The sequence below is a fragment of the Marininema mesophilum genome (genome assembly GCF_900106775.1).
Lineage (GTDB): Bacteria > Bacillota > Bacilli > Thermoactinomycetales > DSM-45169 > Marininema > Marininema mesophilum.
Genome location: NZ_FNNQ01000021.1, coordinates 14915 through 37728, shown reverse-complemented (window position 1 = coordinate 37728; position 22814 = coordinate 14915). Strand labels below are relative to the sequence as shown.

24 protein-coding genes are annotated in these 22814 nt (G+C 43.3%); 11 read left to right on the top strand and 13 right to left on the bottom strand.

The annotated features are described in order from the left end of the window. Positions 1 to 656: hypothetical protein (locus BLV90_RS15150; protein ID WP_143035079.1), on the bottom strand; the 656-nt coding region annotated here is incomplete at its 3' end. A gap of 258 nt (positions 657 to 914) precedes the next feature. Beyond that, positions 915 to 1568: a TetR/AcrR family transcriptional regulator gene (locus tag BLV90_RS15145; protein ID WP_245726388.1), complete on the bottom strand. Its 654-nt coding sequence runs from the start codon at positions 1566 to 1568 to the stop codon at positions 915 to 917. Between the two features lie 86 nt (positions 1569 to 1654). Here BLV90_RS15145 and BLV90_RS15140 point away from each other — a divergent pair, with 86 nt between their 5' ends. Further along, a complete protein-coding gene (locus tag BLV90_RS15140; RefSeq protein WP_091742856.1) occupies positions 1655 to 1963 on the top strand; it encodes a hypothetical protein in 309 nt (102 codons plus the stop codon). 268 nt (positions 1964 to 2231) lie between these two features. Here BLV90_RS15140 and BLV90_RS15135 read toward each other — a convergent pair whose 3' ends face one another. Then, positions 2232 to 3020, bottom strand: a complete 789-nt coding sequence (locus BLV90_RS15135; protein ID WP_177168116.1) for a S1C family serine protease — start codon at positions 3018 to 3020, stop codon at positions 2232 to 2234. 136 nt (positions 3021 to 3156) lie between these two features. On the opposite strand from BLV90_RS15135, the gene speE reads away from it, so the two are divergent. Together speE and BLV90_RS15125 are read left to right on the top strand one after the other, a co-directional pair. Continuing rightward, the gene (gene speE / locus BLV90_RS15130; RefSeq protein WP_091742853.1) at positions 3157 to 4038 is read left to right on the top strand and encodes a polyamine aminopropyltransferase; all 882 of its coding nucleotides are present in this window, start codon (positions 3157 to 3159) and stop codon (positions 4036 to 4038) included. Positions 4039 to 4115: 77 nt separating this feature from the next. Further along, positions 4116 to 4682, top strand: a complete 567-nt coding sequence (locus BLV90_RS15125; protein ID WP_091742852.1) for a biotin transporter BioY — start codon at positions 4116 to 4118, stop codon at positions 4680 to 4682. A gap of 43 nt (positions 4683 to 4725) precedes the next feature. On the opposite strand, the gene BLV90_RS15120 is transcribed toward BLV90_RS15125, so the two are convergent. Next, the gene (locus tag BLV90_RS15120) at positions 4726 to 5115 is read right to left on the bottom strand and encodes a hypothetical protein (RefSeq protein ID WP_091742851.1); all 390 of its coding nucleotides are present in this window, start codon (positions 5113 to 5115) and stop codon (positions 4726 to 4728) included. 96 nt (positions 5116 to 5211) lie between these two features. On the opposite strand from BLV90_RS15120, the gene BLV90_RS15115 reads away from it, so the two are divergent. Continuing rightward, on the top strand, positions 5212 to 5406 hold the full coding sequence (locus BLV90_RS15115) for a YqgQ family protein (protein WP_245726387.1): 195 nt from the start codon (positions 5212 to 5214) through the stop codon (positions 5404 to 5406). A gap of 139 nt (positions 5407 to 5545) precedes the next feature. Further along, complete coding sequence (locus tag BLV90_RS15110) at positions 5546 to 6943, top strand: amino acid permease (protein WP_091742850.1); 1398 nt, start codon at positions 5546 to 5548, stop codon at positions 6941 to 6943. 164 nt (positions 6944 to 7107) lie between these two features. Here the strand turns inward: BLV90_RS15110 and BLV90_RS15105 are convergent, their stop codons facing one another. The 3 genes from BLV90_RS15105 to leuC form a co-directional block, all read right to left on the bottom strand. Further along, a complete protein-coding gene (locus BLV90_RS15105) occupies positions 7108 to 7959 on the bottom strand; it encodes a dimethylarginine dimethylaminohydrolase family protein (RefSeq protein WP_091742849.1) in 852 nt (283 codons plus the stop codon). Between the two features lie 283 nt (positions 7960 to 8242). Further along, positions 8243 to 8863, bottom strand: a complete 621-nt coding sequence (gene leuD, locus BLV90_RS15100) for a 3-isopropylmalate dehydratase small subunit (RefSeq protein ID WP_091742848.1) — start codon at positions 8861 to 8863, stop codon at positions 8243 to 8245. Positions 8864 to 8876: 13 nt separating this feature from the next. Next, entirely contained in the window at positions 8877 to 10289 is a 1413-nt protein-coding gene (gene leuC, locus BLV90_RS15095) for a 3-isopropylmalate dehydratase large subunit (RefSeq protein WP_091742847.1), read from the bottom strand. A 111-nt stretch (positions 10290 to 10400) separates the two neighbouring features. Here leuC and BLV90_RS15090 point away from each other — a divergent pair, with 111 nt between their 5' ends. Next, on the top strand, positions 10401 to 11342 hold the full coding sequence (locus BLV90_RS15090) for a LysR family transcriptional regulator (protein WP_091742846.1): 942 nt from the start codon (positions 10401 to 10403) through the stop codon (positions 11340 to 11342). Positions 11343 to 11405: 63 nt separating this feature from the next. Here BLV90_RS15090 and BLV90_RS15085 read toward each other — a convergent pair whose 3' ends face one another. Both BLV90_RS15085 and BLV90_RS15080 read right to left on the bottom strand, forming a co-directional pair. Continuing rightward, on the bottom strand, positions 11406 to 11927 hold the full coding sequence (locus BLV90_RS15085; protein WP_091742845.1) for a DUF4309 domain-containing protein: 522 nt from the start codon (positions 11925 to 11927) through the stop codon (positions 11406 to 11408). 94 nt (positions 11928 to 12021) lie between these two features. After that, positions 12022 to 13008, bottom strand: a complete 987-nt coding sequence (locus tag BLV90_RS15080; protein ID WP_091742844.1) for an ornithine cyclodeaminase family protein — start codon at positions 13006 to 13008, stop codon at positions 12022 to 12024. 129 nt (positions 13009 to 13137) lie between these two features. Here BLV90_RS15080 and BLV90_RS15075 point away from each other — a divergent pair, with 129 nt between their 5' ends. Beyond that, the gene (locus BLV90_RS15075; RefSeq protein ID WP_091742842.1) at positions 13138 to 14535 is read left to right on the top strand and encodes an amino acid permease; all 1398 of its coding nucleotides are present in this window, start codon (positions 13138 to 13140) and stop codon (positions 14533 to 14535) included. A 73-nt stretch (positions 14536 to 14608) separates the two neighbouring features. Further along, the gene (locus tag BLV90_RS15070; protein WP_245726386.1) at positions 14609 to 15541 is read left to right on the top strand and encodes an SPL family radical SAM protein; all 933 of its coding nucleotides are present in this window, start codon (positions 14609 to 14611) and stop codon (positions 15539 to 15541) included. Positions 15542 to 15553: 12 nt separating this feature from the next. Here BLV90_RS15070 and BLV90_RS15065 read toward each other — a convergent pair whose 3' ends face one another. From BLV90_RS15065 to BLV90_RS15050, 4 genes are all read right to left on the bottom strand, one after another. Then, on the bottom strand, positions 15554 to 16036 hold the full coding sequence (locus BLV90_RS15065; RefSeq protein ID WP_091742840.1) for a DinB family protein: 483 nt from the start codon (positions 16034 to 16036) through the stop codon (positions 15554 to 15556). A gap of 390 nt (positions 16037 to 16426) precedes the next feature. Continuing rightward, the gene (locus BLV90_RS15060) at positions 16427 to 17482 is read right to left on the bottom strand and encodes an LCP family protein (protein WP_091742838.1); all 1056 of its coding nucleotides are present in this window, start codon (positions 17480 to 17482) and stop codon (positions 16427 to 16429) included. A gap of 551 nt (positions 17483 to 18033) precedes the next feature. Beyond that, positions 18034 to 19095 carry an LCP family protein gene (locus BLV90_RS15055; protein WP_091742836.1) on the bottom strand — a complete coding sequence of 354 codons (1062 nt, stop codon included), beginning with the start codon at positions 19093 to 19095 and terminating at the stop codon, positions 18034 to 18036. 165 nt (positions 19096 to 19260) lie between these two features. Beyond that, positions 19261 to 19911 (bottom strand): DUF3153 domain-containing protein, encoded by a 651-nt coding sequence (locus BLV90_RS15050; RefSeq protein WP_177168115.1) that lies wholly within the window; start codon positions 19909 to 19911, stop codon positions 19261 to 19263. A 461-nt stretch (positions 19912 to 20372) separates the two neighbouring features. Between BLV90_RS15050 and BLV90_RS15045 the strand changes: the two genes are divergently transcribed. The 3 genes from BLV90_RS15045 (at position 20373) to BLV90_RS15035 (ending at position 22623) form a co-directional block, all read left to right on the top strand. Further along, positions 20373 to 21335 carry an alpha/beta hydrolase family protein gene (locus BLV90_RS15045; RefSeq protein ID WP_091742832.1) on the top strand — a complete coding sequence of 321 codons (963 nt, stop codon included), beginning with the start codon at positions 20373 to 20375 and terminating at the stop codon, positions 21333 to 21335. Positions 21336 to 21564: 229 nt separating this feature from the next. Then, positions 21565 to 22239 carry a hypothetical protein gene (locus BLV90_RS15040; RefSeq protein ID WP_091742830.1) on the top strand — a complete coding sequence of 225 codons (675 nt, stop codon included), beginning with the start codon at positions 21565 to 21567 and terminating at the stop codon, positions 22237 to 22239. A gap of 195 nt (positions 22240 to 22434) precedes the next feature. Further along, a complete protein-coding gene (locus BLV90_RS15035; protein ID WP_091742828.1) occupies positions 22435 to 22623 on the top strand; it encodes a hypothetical protein in 189 nt (62 codons plus the stop codon). Positions 22624 to 22814: the final 191 nt, after the last annotated feature.

The following is a 22814-nucleotide window of genomic DNA, read 5'->3' as shown; positions in this document are numbered from 1 at the left end:
CACTCTGCTGAATTGTCAACGGTGCTTGTTGATAGTAAGTTAAATTTGGTCTCTCTTTTTAACTTGGTTGTTCCATCAAAAGCTTTACTCCAAGCATACTGGGGTCCATATTTTTTTACCATCTCTTCTTCGCCAATTGTTTCCCTTTCGTTATTAATATCAGTAGCAGGACTTAATTCCAAGGTCTCAGGATTATAGGTTCCAAGTTCAATCTTACCATCAGGGAGTTTTTGTAAATATGCCGGTCCCTCTTCTTTACTATCATTCTCGGTAGGGCTTTTACTAATAGTCCCTTTAAAGTAGATGATATCTACATCAGCCGATTCGGTTGTTGTCGTTCCGCTTCCCGGTGCAGGCGCATAGGGATCTTCAGATAATTTAGGATAGTTGGCCGCATACGGACTAGTGGGTTCATCTGCTTTTGGTGCAGCTTTACCTTTGGATGTGTTATCCGTATTATAGACCGGTGTTTTTTTACCATCTTTATCGACTTTATATCCTTGAACATACTTTTCGGGGAGCTTTTTCTCATTGTCTTGAGCAGCCGAGGCCTTTGAGTTCACCGGACCAATGAATCCACCACTGAAGACAAAAACTAAAGCCAAAGCGAAGACAGTCATCCTTTTCACACTTTTCCCAACAATCTTCTTTCTCATGCTTTTCATCCTCCTCTTTGTGGTTACCCCTTTTTTCTTTCTATACTAAGTAGTCATGCACAAATTAAATGTACCAGCTAACCGGTATTATTTCAAGGCTATTTGTACAGGTAAAACAAGGTAGTTGGATTTAAGGTACCGTCCATTTCCAAAAAGAAAAAACCTACCCGACAAAGGTAGATTTTTCTCCCTACTAGCTCAATATATCAATCACTTATTTCCTAAAATGTTATAAGAAGGGTAGGTATCTATCATGCATTATTCACTACCCTTTGTTATTAATTTCGTCAACTCACTGTGTACTTTATCTCTCATTTCTTTATCCAATGGTGATAACCCAAACATTTCTGCAAACCATAAACCATCAGAGGCAAGCCTTACTATAATCGAATGGACGGGGTCTACTTGATCATTCTGTATCTGATCTTGAAGCTCTTTATACTGAAGTTGGGCTTTTTCCATTAATTTTGGGTTGGTAAACATCGATGCGAATAGCGCTGAACTCATCTTCAAACCATCTTCAACCTTCATGAACATCGTTTCCACATAAGCTTGGGTCCATTGACCTTTTCCATGAAAGGCCTGAAGATTATTTTTTATATCATTCATAAAATCAATTGATAACTCATCAATCATTGCTTGAACTAGATCTTCTTTACTAGGGAAATGATAGAACAATCCACCTTTACTAACACCTGCTTGGTTTGCTACCGCCTCAAGGGTAAGCTTTGATACCCCTTTTTCACTTACTATATTAGATGCAGCTGTTAACAGCTGGTTTCTTGTTGAAACACCATTGTGTATAGCCATATGATTCCAACTTTCTTCTCTTTTTGTTTTTCTTAATCTTTGTTGATACACTGATCTCTTTGACGAACACTTTGATAGAATAACCCGGTAACCATCGTCCATCACCACCTGTTCCTCCGCTGTCATGCTGATGACGAAGAGGTAGGGGAGGGGGGAATCCCAGCATTACCCAGAGGAGGTACCCTCTGATGATTCATGCAGAGGGGAGGTGCGTAATAGTGGAGTTTCTCTTAAGGATAGTGAAGAAATGGACGGTAGTGAAAGGATTGTTTCAAACGGTCAACCCGATCTATGCTTACTATCATCTCCAAAAGCCACCCCTGGGTAGTCATCCTTGGGGAAGTTTGACTACCGGGTGGGTCGTACCTCTTCTTTATATATTTTTGATTCTACTCCAAATATATGTACGTACAAGGGTAGGCTCCTCGATGGATAACCTATCTCTAGAAAATTACAGTTCTAGAAGAAAGGATATTGTTATTGTACCACAAACATAGTATCAACCGGTCACCCCTGAAAACTAGCAGCTACCAAACCGAATAAAAAGAGATTTCCTATGGGTGGAGCGGTAGGGTGTCTCCCTGCCTTTATTGTTTCTATCCAAAGAAGACATGGATATGCTATGCCGTATAGATTATCCGATAGATTCAATCTGTTATCATGAACGGATACATGGAATTCTGGTATCAGAAGAAACAAGGCAAATGAAACACCTAATAAAAAGACTGCCGAGATCACTCAGCAGCCTCTGGTAGAAGGTTCTGTTTAATAAGTTCCTTTCGATACCTTCTCAATATAGGATCGAATCATGGGTTTTATCTCGTCGATGGGGATGGCGAAGCTGATGCTCTGGGAGGGGTAGACAACTAATGTATTGATACCAATTGCTTGCCCTAGAATATTGAGCAGAGGCCCCCCACTATTGCCTGGATTGATAGCAGCATCCGTTTGAATTACTCGGCTAAAGAATCGATCCGCCATACTGAGAGGACGATCTTTGCCACTGATTACACCGAGGGTAACCGTATGATTAAGTCCGAGGGGATTGCCGATTGCGACCGCCCATTCACCGACTTCAGTTGAACGTGAAGAGCCGAGGGAGAGGGGACGAAGAGGAGTAGAGGTTTTTACTTGAAGAACTGCGATATCCCGCTCTGCATCTTCCCAAACGACGGTAGCGGGAAGGGAGTGCTTGTTATTATAGAGGGTGATTTGGATTTTTTCTGCACGTCGGATGACGTGTTGGTTGGTGAGGATGTAGCCTCTAGGTGAGATGACAAATCCAGACCCAAATTGTTGGTTAGGGTTTTGGGATACTGGAGGAGGGTGAATGTCAGACATAAAACGTTGCCAAAATCCGTGGGTTTCTATTCGTTGGGGTTGTTCTAGAGCAGAGATGGAGACGACACTATTCCTGACACGTCGTATGATGGGGACAAAGGTGTTGGCTGGATGAAGTGAAGCGAGGGAGTAGACATCATTGCGTTTTCGTTGTGGCCTTTTCATGGGTGGCGGTGTAGGCTCGCCACTTCTTGGTTGTTGGGATCCATACACCTTTCCTCCTCTGGAGGTTCTCGTCATGCGGTTCGTACCATTGTATGGTCAGCAACGTAGCATGTTCGGGCTTTTCTCCCTATTCTATTAAGGAAAATGAATGTGCTACAATGAAAAAAAATTGGGGAGGACAGTGATGGTTTCTACTAACGCTGGCATCTTGGAGAGGGAAGGGACCCTCTGGTTGACAGATGTGGAAGAAGAATTTGGTTTCCGGGCAGATTGGCAAGTAAATCGTATTCTTTATCGGGAAACCTCTGCTTTTCAGGAGGTGATGGTGGTTGAGACTGAAGGATTTGGAAAAGCATTGGTATTGGATGGCATTCTACAGACGACGGAGAAGGATGCATTTATCTATAATGAAATGATTACTCATATTGGATTAGCAACTCATCCTAGCCCAAAGAAGGTGTGCTTGATCGGTGGTGGGGATTGTGGGGCTGTACAGGAAATCGTGAAATATCCCGCAGTTGAGAAAGTGGACATGGTGGAGATTGATCCAAAGGTAGTAGAAGCAAGTCGGAAATATTTACCTGAGATCGCTGGGAAAGGTGAGCCGGATTCCCGTATTGTGTTTCATTTTGAAGATGGTGTTCGCTTGGTTCAGGATGGAGATGGAGAGTATGACATCCTCATTGTGGACTCTTCTGATCCGGTGGGCCCAGCCTCTCAATTATTTGTTTCTTCTTTTTATCAAGGGGTTCATCGAAGGTTGGCGAATGATGGGCTGATGGTGTGTCAGAGCCAGTCCCCTGTTTTTCATCCAGATATTTTTAGGCGAGTGCATCAGCAGTTAAAAGAGATTTTTCCGATTGTTAAGACATACTTGGCATCGGTTCCCACTTATCCTGGGGGCATCTGGAGCTTTACAATCGCTTCAAAACATTTTGACCCAGAGGATGTCGCAGGGCGGAGTCGATTACAGGTAACGGATACCAGATATGTCGATGAGAATGTATGGGCGAGTTGTTTTCACCTGCCTAAATATGTGAATGAAACCCTTAGGGAAAAATGTTAACAAGCCAATATCATCCGGTTGACAATGGTCAATCGGTTTTTTTATGCTAAAAAAATAGAGAGAAGAGGTGGCTTTAAATGTCCACAAGGAAACAGCCCATACGAGATATGATGCTGATTGCCCTGTTTACAGCTTTGACAGCCATAGCTGGACAGATTTATATTCCGTTAACGATGGTACCCATCAACCTCCAAACGATGATTGTATTGCTTGCAGGGTCTATATTGGGAGCACGTAGAGGAGCGATGAGTATGGTTGTTTTAATCTTACTTGTCGTTGTGGGTGCTCCTGTGCTTTCCGAAGGTAAAAGTGGTCTGCCTGCGTTGGTAGGACCTACTGCCGGCTATATTTGGAGTTGGCCAATAGTGGCTTTTTTAATCGGTTGGTTAACAGAGCGAATGGCGCCAAAGCTTCGCTTTTGGAAGATGGTAGTGGTTCATTTTTTTGCAGGTAGTGTGATCATTTTTGCTTTTGGTGTTAGTTGGCTTCATTTCTCTACAGGGCTTGGGTGGAACCAGGCGATTGCGGTAGGACTATTACCATTTATTCCAGGGGATCTAGCAAAGTTGTTAGTTGCTTCTTTCTTAGTGCCTGTATTATACCGAGCTTATCCACTCATTCAAGCACATACAATTCATAAATAAAAAGCTCACCTGTTCACGCTGGTGAGCTTTTTATCGTAATAATCTATGAGATAGGGATTGAGGCAAAGTCGGCATGGGCCTCAATATGTTGAATAAAACGATCATTGAGAGGAATGAGAATATCGGTGGTTCCTCGTTCATAATGACCTCTACGGTTGATCACAACCACACGTCGAGCTGAAATGCGATAATATTGCTTGGGAAATGAAGGACGAGCTCCAGTCTCTGTTAAAAGCTCTAACATAGCTGGATCACGCTGTAATCGAAAGGGTACAATACCAAGGATATCAGAGAGTAGAATCTGGTAAGAGGCGTGAGGATTTTGAAAGATAAGTTCCTGGGTGGTCAACGTGTACCCAAGCTGGTTTTGTTTTTGATAGATAAGGAGCTCGCCGTGCATCGGTTTCACCTTGATAAAATTGGTGTTAGGCATAGTTAACCCCCCTCCCTCTGCTTAAATAAATATGCTTTAATTTTAACATAGGTGAGGCAGTCAGGCGTTGATTATCCTTAAGGGGTGAAAAGAAGAATGGATCGAATGCAGACCATTGGTGATGTACGTAATCTGTTGAAACAGATGGGAATCGTTATATATACAGGCGATAAAGAGGCAGACCGAGACTTGATGAAGGACGAGCTGGATGAACTTCAGCAAATGGGGATTATTGATCGAGAGTGTTGGCTCATGGCGAGAAAAATCCTTGCGCAATCCTCCTCACGTTGACAAAGTGCGCTTCCTTGTTTCTCAGAAAGGATAGATGTGGTACGATAAATGAAGTTGTGAATATTTTATGAACAACTGATAGTACATAACCCTGAATTTATAACTCATAAAACAAATCTCATAGAAGGGTGAGACGAGGATGGCAAATCCTTTTTTGCGTAGAAAGTCTATTGAACGATTACAGCAAGAGGGGCTTGAGCAGACAGGATTAAAGCGTGTGTTAGGGTTGTGGAACTTGTCAGCGATTGGCCTAGGTGGGATTGTGGGAGTCGGTATTTTTGTATTAACTGGGACGGCTGCTGCGACGAAGGCAGGTCCTGCGGTTTTGCTCTCTTTTCTAATTGCAGGGTTGGCAAGTGCGGCGGCAGCCCTTTGTTATGCTGAGTTTTCTGGGATGATTCCGGTTGCTGGAAGTGCGTATACATATAGTTACGCAGTATTGGGTGAGTTTGCTGCTTGGATTATCGGATGGGACCTGCTTTTGGAATATGCCCTTGTTGTGGGGGTAGTAGCCATTGGTTGGTCAGGGTATTTGCAATCCATTTTGGAGCAGATTGGTGTTCATCTTCCTACCTGGGCGAAAGGTGCTTCAGGTACTGGAAAGGGTCATGTTTTTGATCTATTCGCTAGTTTGATTAGCTTGGGGATTGCTGGCCTATTAAGTATTGGGATGGAGTGGGGATCACGGTTTAACAGCCTGATGGTTTCAATTAAGTTGGGGATCATCCTGTTGATCATCGGGGTGGGTAGTTTTTATGTAGACCCTGGTAATTGGCATCCCTTTATGCCCTTTGGATTTAGTGGGGTGATGAGTGGGGCGGCTCTGGTGTTCTTCGCCGTATTCGGATACGATACGTTGACAACTGCCGCAGAGGAAGCGAAGAATCCTCAACGAGATTTGCCTCGTGCGGTTGTGGTGTCACTAGCGGTTGCTTTAATTCTATATGTAGGGATGTCCTTAGTGCTCACAGGGATCGTTGAGTATCCTACCTTGGATAATGCGGCTCCTGCGGCTAAAGCATTTTCAGATATTGGACTTGGCTGGGCGACACTTATCATCTCGGTGGCAGCTGTGACAGGGATCACAAGTGTACTTTTCTCCTTTATGCTAGCCGGGTCTCGTATATGGTTCTCGATGAGCCGAGATGGCCTTCTCCCAGGATGGTTCTCCCATGTGCATCCGAAGTATAAAACACCTGCACGCCCTACATGGATTATCGGGATTGTGACGGCAATGATTGCTGGGTTTACTCCGATTAAAAAAGTAGCGGAGCTGGCGAATATTGGGACGTTGTTTGCCTTTGTGGTGATATGTAGCTCGGTGATTCTGCTGCGGAAGCGTCGTCCGGACTTAGAGCGATCCTTCCGAACACCTCTAGTTCCCTTGATTCCTTTAATCGGGATTGGTTTCTCGGTCTGGTTGATGATGAGCCTCCCAGGGATTACCTGGGTGCGATTTGGAATTTGGCTACTGGTTGGGGTGCTTATCTATCTTATCTATGGTAGGAGAAAAAGCAAACTTGCTCAGGAGCAATAACGATACAATCGGACAAAAAAAGAAAAGGCCTCAGTGATAACTTATCGCTGAGGCCTTTTCTATTGGGAACATAAATGGATCAGCTGATCGGTAATCCAGCCAATTAATTATCAACCATGAAAAGGATCGTTCATTTACTTATATTGGAAGTTGAGGTTGTTGGATTATTCTCGTAAGAGGGGTAAAGTGGAGCAGCGAAAGGAACCTCCAGATTTGATGATCTCAGATAGATCCACTTCTACTACCGTAAATCCACGGTGACGTAACGCTTTATTGACACGAGGATTAACGGGTAAGCTTAATACCGTGCGATTACCAATCGAGAGAATATTGGTGCCAAGGGTAAATTGTTCTGTTTCATCCACTTCAATTAATTCATAGCGTTTAGCAAGTAGGGCAAGGCTTTCCTCCTCGAAAGCAGGGGGGAATATAAGGGCCTCATTGGGGGAGAGGATGTTTAAAATACAGTCGAGATGGAGATATTTGACGGGTACAGAGAGTGGGAGGATTTCCATTTGGGGAAGCTCTTGTTGAAGTTCTGCCATTGCTTGATGAGAAGTACGTCCACTATTCCCGATCCATATCGTGTCACGATCAATCATGACATCTCCACCTTCAATGCTTCCAGAGCGGATCGGTTGGAAGGGGGTGTAATGATTTACAAGCCAATTGGTAAGGATCTTTTCCTCACCTTTACGAATGTTTTCTTCCATTTGAGAGACAAACAGGTGGTGGCCTAGGGTAAAGCCGATATCACGGGTGAAAACTTGATCGGGGTAGTTTTCCTCCGGCTTCAGTAAGATAACATCAATGCCGAATCCCCTTAATGTGTTCACTAATTCCTGGTGCTGTGCCATAGCTAGTTGATTGTCAATCCCGTCTTCGAAGTACCTTGTTTGGACATGATTGATCGGTGCATCGATACGTAGGTATTGAGGTGGACAGAGAATCACTCGTTTTAAGGGGGCATACTCGCTCCAGCACATAGCTGATGAGGATTGAATATCTGTGACCATTGGGTTCTTTCCTTCCTTTATAATTGTCTCTTTGTTAACATGCGGGGATGTTACCATCTCTATTCTCAATAATACGTGAGGAGGCACAGGAGTGAAGGAGCCAACGTTAAGAAATTAGGAAAACTCCTAGGTGTACAATGGATTTTTTGAAGTCCAACTGCCACAAAGGAGTTTTCTATGGAGAGAGATACCATGATTTTCGCCTTCTGAAATGCTTTCTCTTACAAAGATTACGATAGGAATTACCAAGGGTCAAGAAACATTTATTAGGAAGACGAGAGGATCAGTATTTCTTTTCTACTGCTGTTTTGTACCAATCAGGACGATCCCGTTCATACATTTCGATCTGTTCTTCTTTTTGCAGTGTTATAGCAATGTCATCTAGGCCATTGAGTAAGCAGTGGCGGCGATAAGGATCTACTTCAAATCCAGCCTTAAAGCCTGCTTGATCGGTAATGACACATTGTTCTAAATCGACAGTGAGGTTATGTGTGTAACCTGCTTCCATGCGTGAGAGAAGGTTATTCACGGTTTCCTCAGGGAGAATGACGGGAAGAATGCCATTCTTAAAACAATTGTTGTAAAAAATATCCGCATAGCTGGATGCGATGATGACACGATAACCATCATCGAGTAACGCCCAAGGAGCATGTTCTCTGGAGGAACCACACCCAAAGTTAGGACCTGTCACAAGGATGGATGCATCTTGATACTGGGGTTGATTCAATTCAAAAGTAGGGTCGGGGTTTCCGTCTTTATCAAAGCGCCAGTTATAAAAAAGAAATTGGCCGAACCCCGTTCGTTCGATTCGTTTTAAAAACTGCTTGGGGATGATCTGATCAGTATCTACATTGGCTCGGTCAAGAGGAGCCACCTTTCCTGTGTGTTGACGAATCGGTTCCACTGGGTTGTCCTCCTTAGTCGATAAATTCCCATTGTCGGATATCTACGAAATGACCTTCGATAGCGGCTGCTGCAGCCATCATAGGGCTGACCAAATGGGTGCGTCCGCCACGTCCTTGACGTCCTTCAAAATTGCGGTTAGAAGTGGAAGCACAACGCTCTTTATCCGCTAGAGTGTCTGCGTTCATAGCAAGGCACATACTACATCCTGACTCTCTCCACTCAAAGCCAGCATCTAAGAAGATTTGATGGAGCCCCTCTTCCTCTGCAGCTAGTTTTACTTGCTGGGAACCGGGTACAACCATGGCTTTTACATGAGAAGAGACCTGACGATTTTTAATCACCCGGGCTGCGGCGCGCAGATCCTCCAGACGGGAGTTTGTACAAGAGCCGATAAACACACGATCCACTTCAATATCAGTGATGGGTGTACCAGGGATTAGCCCCATATATTCTAGAGCACGACGGGTCGACTTCTGCTCGCTCTCAGTGGAGAATTCTTCAGGGCCCGGAACGCGGCTTGTGATTTCTGTACCCATACCTGGACTGGTTCCCCAGGTTACTTGGGGGGCAATGTCCGCAGTATTTAGGATTACTTGCTGATCGTAACTGGCTCCATCATCCGTTGCCAACTTCCGCCAGTCTTCCTTTGCTTCTGCAAAGTGCTTTCCTGTTGGGGCTTCCGGCTTTCCCTCAAGATAAGCAAAAGTAGTTTCATCGGGAGCGATCATGCCAGCCCGAGCACCTGCTTCGATGGACATGTTACAAATCGTCATTCGTTCCTCCATCGATAGGTTGCGAATGGCTTCTCCTGTGTACTCGATGACAGTACCCGTTGCCCCCGCTGTACCGATCTTGGCGATTACAGCAAGGATGATATCCTTTGCCGTTAACCCAGGCAAGAGCTTTCCTTCGATGCGTACTTCCATCGTCCGGGGCTTTTGTTGTTGGAGACACTGGGTGGCCAGGACATGTTCCACTTCTGAGGTACCAATCCCAAAGGCGAGAGCTCCAAAGGCACCGTGGGTAGAGGTGTGACTATCTCCACACACAATGGTTTTTCCAGGGAGAGTAAGTCCCAATTCAGGTCCAATCACATGAACGATTCCCTGTTGGGGACTGTGAAGATCGTATAGTTGAACCCCAAACTCCTTGCAGTTTTTAACTAGGGCATCTATCTGTGCGGCCGAGGTCGCATCAGCTATTGGAAGAGAGCGGTTGGTAGTGGGGACGTTATGATCCATGGTAGCGACGGTCAGGTCTGGGCGGCGAAGGGCTCGTCCATGGAGTCTTAGGCCATCAAAGGCTTGGGGGGAGGTTACCTCATGAACCAAGTGTAAATCGATATAAAGAATAGCAGGTTTCCCCTCCTCCTGCTCGATGACGTGCCGATCCCACACTTTCTCAAATAATGTGCGTGGTTTCACTTGTCTTCACCTCCAGGTTTACTATGTATCACCATCCTACTGGATGGCAGGCTATTTGTCGAAGATATATAATGAATGGAATCGATAGGTTTAAACTATGGAGATGATTTTATGTTAGAAATGCGTTTGTTGGAGTATGCAATTGAGGTGTATCGACAAAAAAGCTTTACACGTGCCGCTGCGCACTTACATATTTCACAGCCATCCTTGAGTCAACAGGTTAAGAAGCTGGAGGAAAGATTGGGGGTACTGCTGTTTCACCGTGAGCAGGGCGGGATCGTACCTACTCCTGACGGGATGCGTTTTTTAGAACATGCAAAGAATATCTTGCGGATGCGGGATGATCTAGAACAAGAGATGAGTGAGCGTAGTGAGGGAATAGGGAGAGAATTAATCATCGGTGCACCTGCGATTACAGGAGGGCATGTATTGCCGCCTCTCTTACGGAAATTTGCGGAGGTTTACCCACATGTGCGTGTCCGTCTGATTGAGGAATCACCAGAAAAATTAGAGGATCTAACAGCAAAGGGAATGGTAGATATATCTATTCTTTCCTTACCTATTGAAGATCCATGTTTAGCCTCTCAACCATTGGCGACAGAACCTTTGCTATTGGCAATCCCTCCGACGGAGCAAAAATGGATGTCAGAGGGTTTCCGTGCCCTGGTTGCAAAACGGAAGGAATATAGGACGGACTTAGAGGCAGTCCCTCTCTCTTTGTTTGCGGAGGCTCCTTTTATTTTGCTGAAAAAAGGATACGGTTTTCGCCGTGTAGTCATGGAATTATGTGCGGAAAGTGGTTTTCAACCAAAAATTTCCTTTGAAACTAGCAGTATTGAGACTGCACAATCCCTTGTTGCCCATGGCTTGGGTGTTACTATCATCCCTGCGATGGTTGTACGCAGGGGGAGCGAGGATCTCACTCCGATTTATTTACCGATCCGTCCATATGCTACAAGAACGTTGGTATTTGTCTATTTGAGGGATCGTTACCTAAGTCTAGCGGCCAGGGCGTTGATGCATATACATGAAGTTATGAAAGACGAACAGTAGGTTGTTCAAAAGGCTAGTTAACTTCGTTGCAAAAAACCCGCTCGATAGCGGGTTTTTTTGCCTTTATTTTTTGTGCTTAGGTGCTTTTTCAATTTTTACTGAGGTTAATGACAGTTCACCATTTGGTTTTTTCATACTGGTCCAATGGAAGGTGACATCGTTTTTACCAGCATGATAGGATTCGTAATATTGTCCAGCACCTGCATCCGACTCAAAGGGTTTCCCAAGTGTCTTCGCAACCTGATCATGGCTGACGGGTACGAGTTTAGCATCCGTGGTTTCAAGGCTTTTTACGATTCCTTGGTTATCGAGGTAAAAGGAGACTTGGTGTTTGTCGTAATTGAGTGTGAACTGGTCCTGGTATTCAGGCTTGCCCCATTTTTTTAGGATGCTACTTTTTTTAGACTGAAGTCCGAAGGATCCACTATTCACCGCTTTTCCTTGTTTAGCCAATTCCATGGTTTGTTTCAACACATCGGTCTTGGCGGTGCTTTCAGCATGAGCCGTTGAGTTAAACAAGGGGGAAAGCGGAACCCAGGCGAACACCGCTACCACAGCAAATAAAGCAACTAATTTTCTTTTCAAGACCCTTCCTCCTATCGAGTAATAATAGCCACGTTCGTAAATTACCACTTTTTCTCGAGTTCAAAACCAAAAATCAGTGAAAAGGTTAAGAAATTCACCAGTCTATTTGCAAGCCATCACCAGCCGCTTGCGCCCGTTTCCAGACGGGATAGGAGATGACAGCATCGAGTAGAGAAAAGCCAACTGACTTAAAGAAGGTAATCTCTGAGGGTGTCTTCCTTCCAGAAATGCGACCCGCAACAATATCGGTTAATTCTCCATCAATTTGATTACGTGAAAAGCTACCTTTTTTGATAGGAATGAGAAAATCGCCAGCTTCTTCTAATACGCCTTCCAATGTGTCCACAACGATTCGACTGCTTCGTTTCAAGGTTTCTTCGTCAATTTCTTGCATAACGGGTCGATATGAACCGATAGCACTTACATGGGTACCTGGTTTTATGTAGCTATCATCATATACAGGTTTATGGGAGTTTGTACTCGTTACCAGAATATCTACGTGAGATGCGACTTGATTGGGATCCTCCACAACGTGAATGGCAAGTCGTCCCTTGTGTCGAACCTCTATCTCACTTGCTAACTGGTGAGCTTTTTCTGCTCTCCGATTAAACAACAAAAGCTTCTCAATGGGGCGAACATTAAGCATTGCCTCGATTTGCCCCCGCGCCTGAGCACCACACCCGATCACTCCAAGGGTGCGACTATCTTCTCGTGCTAGATGTTTGGCTGCAACACCACTAAGTGCTCCGGTTCTCATCACGGTAAGCCAAGTCGCATCCATCAATGCAAGATGTTCTCCAGTTTCACCATCAGAGAGAAGTGTAAGGCCTTGGATGGCTGATTTTTTCTCTTTGGTGCGATGGGGGAAAACGCTAATGATCTTTACCGCTGCAAAATGGGATGGAGCGACATAGGCGGGCATATAAAGGAACCCCGCCTCTTTTTCTTCGACTGAAAATACGGTGCGTGGTGTATCAGTAAGGGTTCCTTGGGCGAGATACTCTATCGCTTTTTCAACATCAGCTATGCCTTCACTCATTTGAAAATGAGTGCGGATCTCTTTTTCTTTTAAAATCAGCATGAAACCACTTCCTTTGTTCAGATCATTATAGTTTGTAAAACGAATATTTTCAAATAGAGTTTCAAGTTATATAGGATAGGAAAGTTACCTTCTGCGGAGGATAGGAAGAAAAAGCAGGAGTGGATTGGTTTGCGATACACAGTTGATAAAAAGAAAAAAGCGGTTCATCCCCATGTACAGCATCAGACGGAGAAGGAACCTGGGATGACCCAAGCTAGGCTTACCTTTATTGGGATTGCTTCAATAGTAGGAGCAGGGTTTTTCCTAGCTACGGGTACCATATTTAATATGGCAGGACCATCTACGTTACTTGGTTATGCGTTGGCCTGGTTTTCAGTAAGTACGATCTTTGCCGCTTTAGGAGAAATGGCGGCAGATGAAGCAGGAAAGGGAGGGTCTTTTCGTGCTTATGCTGGTGAGTATCTAGGGAGAAGGGTGGCCTTTGTTGGAGGGTGGTTGTATTGGACAGCTGGAGTGCTGATCATGTCCAGTGAAGTAACTGCCCTCGGTCTGTTTACGCAACGTTGGTTTCCTTCTATACCCTTATGGTTACTATCGGCGGTCTTCTCCCTCTTGGCTCTCGGACTAAATTGGCTTGGCTCAGAAAAGTTTGGCCAAGCGGAATCCTTGTTTGCTGTTGTTAAAATTGCGGCGATCGTTGGTTTTGTTTTAGTTGTGATGATAGTAGCTGGTGGGATGGTAATGGGAGGGGAGTTTCTCCCTCGTACGAAGGACGAGTGGTTTCCCCATGGCGTAAGGGGACTTTGGTCAGCATTAATCTTAATTTACTTTACCTTTGGTGGAATTATAGCGACAGGGTTGGCTTCGGGAGAAATGAAGGAACCTGGAAAAATTCCAGGGGCATTCCGTGGGGTGGTCATTCTGCTTTTTATTCTATACTTTGTCCCCCTTACTTTAGTCATTTTGACAGGCTCAACAGGGAGTCTCTCTCCACAGCAGAGTCCTCTGATTACGGTGTTGTCACGGTTATCCGTCCCATATGCCGATGAGATATTAAACGGGATCATGATAGCTGCTGCCTTCTCTACAATGGTAGCTGCGATGTTTGCAGATACTCGTGTACTTTTATCCCTCGCAGAGGATGGAGATGCCCCTCGCGGGCTTCTATTGAAAAATAGACGAGAGGTACCGACTCGTGCGCTTTTAGCAAGTTCAGGAGGGCTTATCTTGGCAATTGGGATCTCTTTTTTTCTCCCGAAAGTGGTTTATGAGCTCTTGTCCACTTCTGCGGGAATCAATCTTGTTCTTCTCTGGATGGGGATCTTGCTTACCCATCATCAGTACCGTAAAAAAAACGGGCCACCTCAAGAAAAGAGTCATCCAATGTGGGGCTATCCATTGCGAACGCTCCTCTCCTGTCTATTGATCCTCTTAGTCCTCATAGGGATTTTTCTTGATAAAAAGCATTTGATTAGTCTCATTTTTAGCCTGGCATTGATTGCGGTAATTACGCTTTGTTATCAGTTGATGAAGCGGAAAAGAGGGAGAGGGGAAGAAGCTTCTTGATGATAGTTGGCAATGATACTTAGTTGGTATATAATAACGAGAACAAACGTTTGCTTTTGTTGGAGGTGGAAAGATGAACAATGGCGTGGGACCAGAGCGTTGGTTTCCTGTTCGTCCGCGTTCCGTTCTGACCCCAGTGACGGAAGAGAGGATGCCCTTTTCCTGGTCGATTAATCCCTATCGGGGATGTGGTCATGGCTGTCACTTTTGTTATGCGCGTCAGACGCATACCTGGCTGGGCTTTCATACCGATGATAGCTTTCGTAACAATATCTTTGTTAAGCGGGATGCGGCGGAAGTCTTAAGAGGGGAGTTGAAAAGAGGAAGGTGGAAGGGGGGAGGGATAGCTATCGGTACAGTCACAGATCCCTATCAGCAATTGGAAGGGAAGCTTAGAATCACGCGAGAGATTTTACAGGTGCTTCGTGATTATGGAGTACCTGTAAGCATTACAACTCGCTCGCCACTTATTCTCAGGGATGTGGATCTATTAAAAGATATGAAGATTGATTCCATCAATATCAGCATAAGCACCTTATCCGAAGAGGTGTGGAAAAAGACTGAACCCTCATCCCCCCATCCTCGTCAACGTCTTCGTACAGTGAAGAAACTAAGTCAGGCAGGTGTGATGGCAGGAATCTTCCTGGCACCGATCATGCCTTTTATCACAGATTCAGATGAGCAATTAGAAGAGGTGATCCAAAAGGCCGCAGAACATGATGCACAGTTTCTCATTCCTTCTGTTTTACGATTAAAGCCTGATGTGAAGGACTGGTTTCTGCGTCAAATGCATCGTTCCTTTCCTCGAGTCTATCCTCGCCTCGTTCGGATGTATGAAGGTGCCTATGCACCTGAGGAGGTTATACAAGAGATACAGATGAAGGTGTTCTATTTCGCTAAAGAGGTTGGTTTATCTACAAAGCTAAGGAATCGCAGATGGGTAAAGGGTGTGAAGGGAAGTGAGGAACCTACTATGGAGGCTCCTGTGCAGTTAAGTTTATTTTAATAAAATACACCTTTAATCCTCAATTCCCAGTACGTCTGTATTGGGTGGCCCATAACCCATTTGGCGAGCTATCGTTGCAATCTGTCCCTTATGATGAAATTCATGAGTGACCGCATGCATCAATAATTGGCCAGGAGTCCTTGTTATAAGTTCACTTCCTGCTCTCCAAGGAATGGGCCTTTTAAGCGGCTCATCCAATGGCCCCTTCAGCACTTCATCCACAAAGGTATCCCCATGCTCAAAATGTTGCTTGATTTCTTCGATACCAAAGGAGTGCCTATTTTCCTTAGGGATGAAGGGTTCCTGTGTTTTTAATAAGACAAACGAACCAAGCCAACCATGGTAACAATCGGCTATATGAAGGAGTATCTCTTGTATGCTCTGGGAAGCGAAGTTGTCTAATTGACGAGTGAAGTCCTGTGGCTCTAGTTCACTACAAAAATTAAGAAGGTTTCCACGAATCTGCTTGACCCAGTGATAATCATGGGAGTTCATTGTCTACCTCCTTTCCTGAACGCCGTGCGGAATTCACCCGATATTGTAGAACTTGAATTCGCTGATGGGCCTTTAACATCCGCCAGACACGAACTTTGAATCGCATGCCTGTCACTCCTTCTATTAGTGGAGAGTAGTGTTGATTTATAGGGAAAGTCAGAAAAATAAGTCGATTAAAGTTTATCTTTAGTTTAGTTTGTTGGCAAGTTTTGTGCAATCAACCCTAGGGTTCAAATTTTTTAGGCCCTTTTTACCTAGATGGAAAGATATTGATGGACTAAAGACCTAGATCTTGTGAAGCATTAATGATTTCACAAATAAAAGAACCCTTATCACAAATAGTGAGGGGTTCTTTTCAATCGATGCCATATGGTCTAGTCATACTACCATTTATCTTGATGACGGTGTAGTGGAGGCTGGTTCTGGTATTTTTCCATTATAAGGTTTTCCATCCGGGGTTTGTAAGGGAAGGTTGAGCTGCTTACGTAATTCGAGACTGATACGTAGCCGTTCCTGCTCAGGAATATAGTGATACCAAATGCCTTTTGGATTCTTATTAGAATCATAACCACTCATCTTGAGAGTGTTTGTATTCTTTTTAGGGATACCTCGATAAGTGGATTGTAAATCTAACATCTCATTTACTTTCAAGTTGTGGTTGACATTATCACCGACTGCTTTGATGACATCATCAATTTTACTGATGGAATTTAAGCTCATGGCTTGTTTCATTAGATTCTGGACAACTTCTCTTTGACGATCATTACGTCCAAAATCACCACGGGGGTCCTCTTTACGCATGCGTACATAGCCTAGAGCTTCATGACCATTGAGATGAGCGGGTCCTTTTTTATAGGTGTAATTCTTCCAGAACAGGCGCATATTGAAATCAAAAGGCACATTGACATTCACGCCACCAAGGGCATCTGTTACGTCGATAAAGCCTTTAAAGTTTAGTTTCACATAGTAATCAATAGGAGTGTTTAGGTAATTTTCGATCGTTTGTACCGTGTTTGTCATAGGACCTACCCCTTTAATTGTTCCATAATAAGGGGCTGAGTTGATTTTGTTTTTAAATCCATTTGTATTGGCGATCTCAGCATAAGTATCCCGTGGAATGCTTACCATTTTGATCGATTTTTTCTTTGGATTGATTGCCGCGACGATCGCTGTATCGGAGCGCCAGTTTTGATCAGAAGAGTCCTTTACATCCGTACCAACCAACAACACGGTAAAGGGATCTTGCATAGTAACTGCTTTTTCCCTTTTGGAGGATTTGTCTCCACGTTTGAGGGGATCAAAGGACTTGTTATAGGCTCCCTGAGCTGTATAGAAGAAATAAGAGGTTCCAATGATTGCAATAAGAAGAATGGAAAGGAGAGTCCACATCCAAATTTTCTTTCGTCGTCTCTTTTTTTTGACTCGGTTCGTTCGTAACTGGTCCATTCATTATACCCCGCTTTTAGTATCCATAATTTCATTTTTTTCAAATCATAACCTTCAGCTGGATTGTTGTCAAAGAAGTATACTATTTTTTTAATTGAGGTTATTCTATATTCATGATATAGATTTTGTCATCACATTCAGTTTATAAGTTCCAAAACGTTAAGAGTGCTCCTCTTATATAGATTTATTTTGTTCGTTTACACTTGAAACGTACGAAGTGATACGGGATTTCGAGTATGTTACATTTAGATTATTTTCTCCTCCATAATAAGCATCAACATATAATCATTCATAACGGCTATCAACTTGGGAGCGGTTAGTCTCCTTAAATAATAATTTGTGTTTGTTACATTAGTTTGACGATCAGTGTGACATTAAGATTCTTGTACGAATAACATGCAATTCATTTTTAACTCATAAAAGTGTAATCCTTTCTTTCATTGATAAAGGAAGGATTACACTTTTCTCTCATTTGCGGGCTAAAAAGAAAGACCACTCATCTAGGCCTCTTAAGGTACAGGTGCTCTTTTGAATACAGGTAAAGTACTTGGTTATGGTGAAGTCGTAGTACCTCCCTTAGTAGGGGCCGAAGAATTCGGCTGTTGTGGTGTGGTACTGCTTGATTGTCCTGGAGTAGAAGATGCTGGCTCCTTTGGTATTTTGCCTTTATAGATTTTGCCGTCTAACGTTTGTAAAGGGAGGCTGAGTGCCTTACGTAGTTCGAGGCTTACCCGTAGACGTTCGCTATCAGAAATATTGTAATACCATAGGTTTTGAGGGTTATCTCTGGAATTTTGACCATTAAATTTGAGTGTTTCTATTTTTTCCTTGGGTATGCTTCGATAAATGGACTGTAACTCAAGCATATCGCTCATTCTCATGTTGTGATTGACATTGTCACCGACTGCATTGAGAATATCATCAATTTTGCCAATTGAATTTAAGCTGATGGCTTGTTTCATTAGATTTTGTACAACTTCCCTTTGGCGATCATTCCGTCCGGCATCGCCTCGAGGATCATATTTACGGAATCTTACATAGGCGAGAGCTTCATGACCGTTAAGGTGGGCAGGCCCTTTTTTAAAGGTGTAGTTCTTCCAGAAAAGACGCATATTGAAATTAAAGGGCACATTGACATCTACGCCACCAAGGGTATCCGTTATGTCCATAAATCCATTAAAGTTGATTTTAACGTAATATTTGATCGGAGTGTTCAAGAAATTTTCAAGAGTATATACCGTATTAGTCATCGGTCCTACGCCAGATTTAATCCCATAATAAGGAGCGGCATTGATTTTCGTTTTAGTAGCGTTGGCATTTGCAATTTCAGCATAGGTATCCCGCGGTATACTTACCATTTTCATCGTTTTTTTCTTTGGATTGATCGCCGCGAGTATCATGGTATCAGAGCGCCAATTTTGATTTGAGGAGTCCTTAACATCCGTACCTACTAATAGTACTGTAAAGCTTCCTTGTTTGGTTAAATCTTTCTGCCCTTTAGAGGATTTACGATTGAGCGGGTCAAAAGAATCATTTACAGCTCCTGAAACCTTATAGAAGAAATAAGAGACCCCAATGATTATAATAAGAAGAATGGACAGGAGAATCCACATCCAGATTTTCTTTCGACTCTTTTTTTTGAATCGATTGACTCGTGACTGATCGATAAGTCATACCCCGCTTTTGGTATATATTTTCCAACCAAAATCTTCCGCCGGGTTGTTGTAGTCACAGCATGTTGTTATCTCTTTCTGTTCGGAAGAATTATATACGATACTTTACTTAAGCTTTTTTCTGGTTAATCTTTTGATGAGAAATATCAAAAGAACCAACAATATGATTCCAACAAGTATCATGCCAGCAAGTTTTAGCCAGCCAATGGGGTTGGGAAACTTAACGTCTGCATAGATAAGATTATTCTTTCCTGGTTCCAACTTCCATGATAAGGTCTTACCGTCAGGAGAGACAGAATCTGCGTTGTTGCGATCGGATTTAAAGGGTAGCGTGATACGGAGGTTAAGTTTTACTTGGTCGATCAGACTTTTTGCTATTGGATTGCTGATATTCATTTTTTTTAGGTTCACATTTTTGCGGAAGGAAACACGGGTGTTTAAAAAACTGTTCTTAATGGTTATAGGACCTTGTTTTTGATCCTTCGTCAAGTAATTCATGTACTGGCTAAGACCCGCTGTTTTTCCATCAGTTGAAAATTCTTTCATCCATTCTTGTCCTGGTGGTTCTTTGGCGACGTTTTTTACCTTTTTGGTAGCAATCCAGCCCTTTTGCCCATCTTCTTCAACTGTTTTTACTGAGTATCCTTCATTTTCAGTAGTTTGACGAAAGGAATTCAGTTGATCGACTAAGAGTGGATTTGTCAATACTTTTAGATTATAGGTCCCGGAGCCATCTAGGTTGATCTTTACGTGCATATTCGCATTTACACAGCCAGACAAAATAATAACGAACAAACATAGCACTAGCAATTTAGTCATTTTTCGGAGCGATTTCAGGATGGTTCATTCCTTTCACCGATGACATATCCCATATTGTTCATGGTAGGAAGAATTTCTTTTTTTAGACTAGAGATTAAATGCTTGACCTTGCTGGTTGGTTAAGTACACTAAAAAAAGTAGAGCAAAAATCCTTTAAGACCAGTCAAGCTTTCCCTAGGTTAACTTAAAAATTGACAAAATGAAAAGGAAATTTATCCTGGGATAGTGTGGTGAATCTGGTAGTCTATCTATAGTTAAACGGTGCGTGTGGCTAAAAAGGTTCAGCACATAAGTTTTCTGCGGAAATGTTCAATTTATGGAAGCTATCAAAGTAATGAAGTACGAGTAAAACGTAAATTATTTTAGGTGGGAAAATTTCCGAGAAGGGGGGCCATAGATTGAAACGGTTAGGAGTTGGAGCCTTACTCTTTCTACTATTAGCAGGAATTTCATTTTGGGTGACTTGGTCAGAGATCGAAGGAAAGGATAGTCCTGTACAGGTTTATAAGCGACAGGGAGATCCAAATAAAAGCCAAGGCTCCTTTGAAGCTACTAATGGAAAAATTGTCTCTAAAGAGAGGATTCGTCCTGTAACTGGTTATGAAGATAAGACAACCTTATATCGGATTACTTATATGAGTGATGGTGTTCGGGTAGTTGGCTATCTTTGTAAGCCTAAAAGGATCGAAGCTAAAAAACTTCCTGTCCTTATATTTAACCGTGGTGGAATTGCGTATTCTTCCCATATTAATAAAAACACTCTTCGATACTTAAGTAAATTAGCCTCTAACCAATATGTGGTGTTAGCATCTGAATATCGTGGTGTTGCAGGTGGTGAAGGGAAACCTGAACTGGCTGGGAAGGATGTGCGTGATGTACTTAATCTGATTCCCTTAGCCGAAAAGTTGCCCTATGCGGATTCAAAACGGAAGGTGATGCTCGGTTTCTCCCGTGGTGGAATGATGACGTATATGGCTGCAAAATCAGGGGCCGATGTAGATGCCATAGCAGTTGTAGGAGGAGTTACTGATCTAAGTCAGATATACGAACGAAGTGGGGATATTTTTCGTAACCCCCTTTCCCGTTTAGTGGGGGACCCTCTCCTGGATCCTAAGGCATATCAGATACGTTCTGCGCTTAATTGGCCAGATAAATTGAAGGTTCCGGTATTAATCTTACATGGGTTAAAGGATCCGGTTGTTCCAGTCGAGCAGTCACAGCAATTAGTAGCCAAGCTGAAGAAATTGGGATATGAAAACCGGCTGGTATTAGTGCCAGGTGGTAATCATTATTTGACCAATAAGACTAGCATTCGTGATCGTGAAATTTTGCAGTGGTTTCAACGCTACATTAATAACTAAAGAGACGATCGTTGATTATTCACTAATCGTCTCTTTCTATTTAAGAGTGTAAGCTGATCGTTGTTTGATTGAGCAACATTCAGGGAATGGGATATCCATTGATTGACAAGGCAATAACGAATTCAGTATAGTGAAGGCATTCAAACACCATTCTTTCAAGGATAAGTGTGGATGGGTATCGGCTCTTGTTTAGGAGTGAATGGCTGTTTCTATCACAAGGGGGAACCCGATGGATTGGGAACCAATCAAACCATTGATTGCACAGGTAGAAATTACTGCAAAGCCGGGAAATCAACCGGTAGATGTACAAACCATCCCAGATGGGTTGGAAGTGATGGGTACAGGTAGTGATGCAGTGGTTGTACGTCATGCATCCTTACCAACCATCGTATTTAAAGTGTTTACAGAGGAGCGGATCTCTGCCTGTAAAGAGGAATACGATGTATATCAGAGATTGGGTAAATCTTTTTATTTCCCGACATGTTATGGCATGGATGACCGTTTTCTAGTGATGAGCTACGAATCTGGCTTAACTCTTTATGACTGTCTGATTCAGGGAGTGGTAATCCCTGAGAATATCATAGAAGAAGTAACGGAGGCCCGTCGTTATGTAAGGAGTGTGGATCTCAATCCGCGAGATATGCACTTAAAAAACGTCCTTCTTCAAGATGGTCACGCTAAAATCATCGATGTGTCCGAATACAATAAACCGGGTGATGATGGTCGTTGGGAGCATCTTGTACAGGGATACGAAATGTTTTATCCGTTTCTAGAAGGAAGACGAGTTCCGGTGTGGTTGATTGAACGTGTGAAGAGAGCTTATATGGATCAAGTGGATGGGGAGTTTTCCCTGGCCGATTTTGGTCGTTCTTTTTTACAGTTTTTCAGCTCGGGTAAGCGATAGAGATCATTTTGTAGTACCCTTGGGGTGACCCGAGGGTACTTTCTTTGGGGCGCATCCCAAGGGTACATCCTGCGGGCGCACCCCAAGGGCACTTCCTCCGGGCGTTTGAGTCGTTAGCGTCTCGTTCGTCTTGGAAAATACTCAAGTTCAGGTGCATGAAATAACCAGAGTTGAGGTCAGAGGGGGAGTAGGTATATGCAACTTTTCCATTATCATTACTGGACCGAAAAAGTAGAAGAGATGGAGAGTTTTTATCGATCCCTAGGCTTTCAAGTCCAACTAGCTCTTACCTTAGTAGAAAATACCAAGCCGATATTAAAATCGGTTGCGATGACCAATGAATCGATGGCTAAAGTAGATCCAGTAGGGGTTTGTCTAGGTTAACCAGGAAGAATGATTCAAAATGAGCCTCTTGGGAGGAAATACCCCAAGAGGCTTGTTGCATATTATTTAGATTTATTCACAAGGAGTAATCCGACTATTTATTTACATAAAATTCAAAAAGGAATATTCATTATTCCATCGAAAGAGGTATTAAAGGATTGGAATATTGGATATTTATATCCTCATTTCAC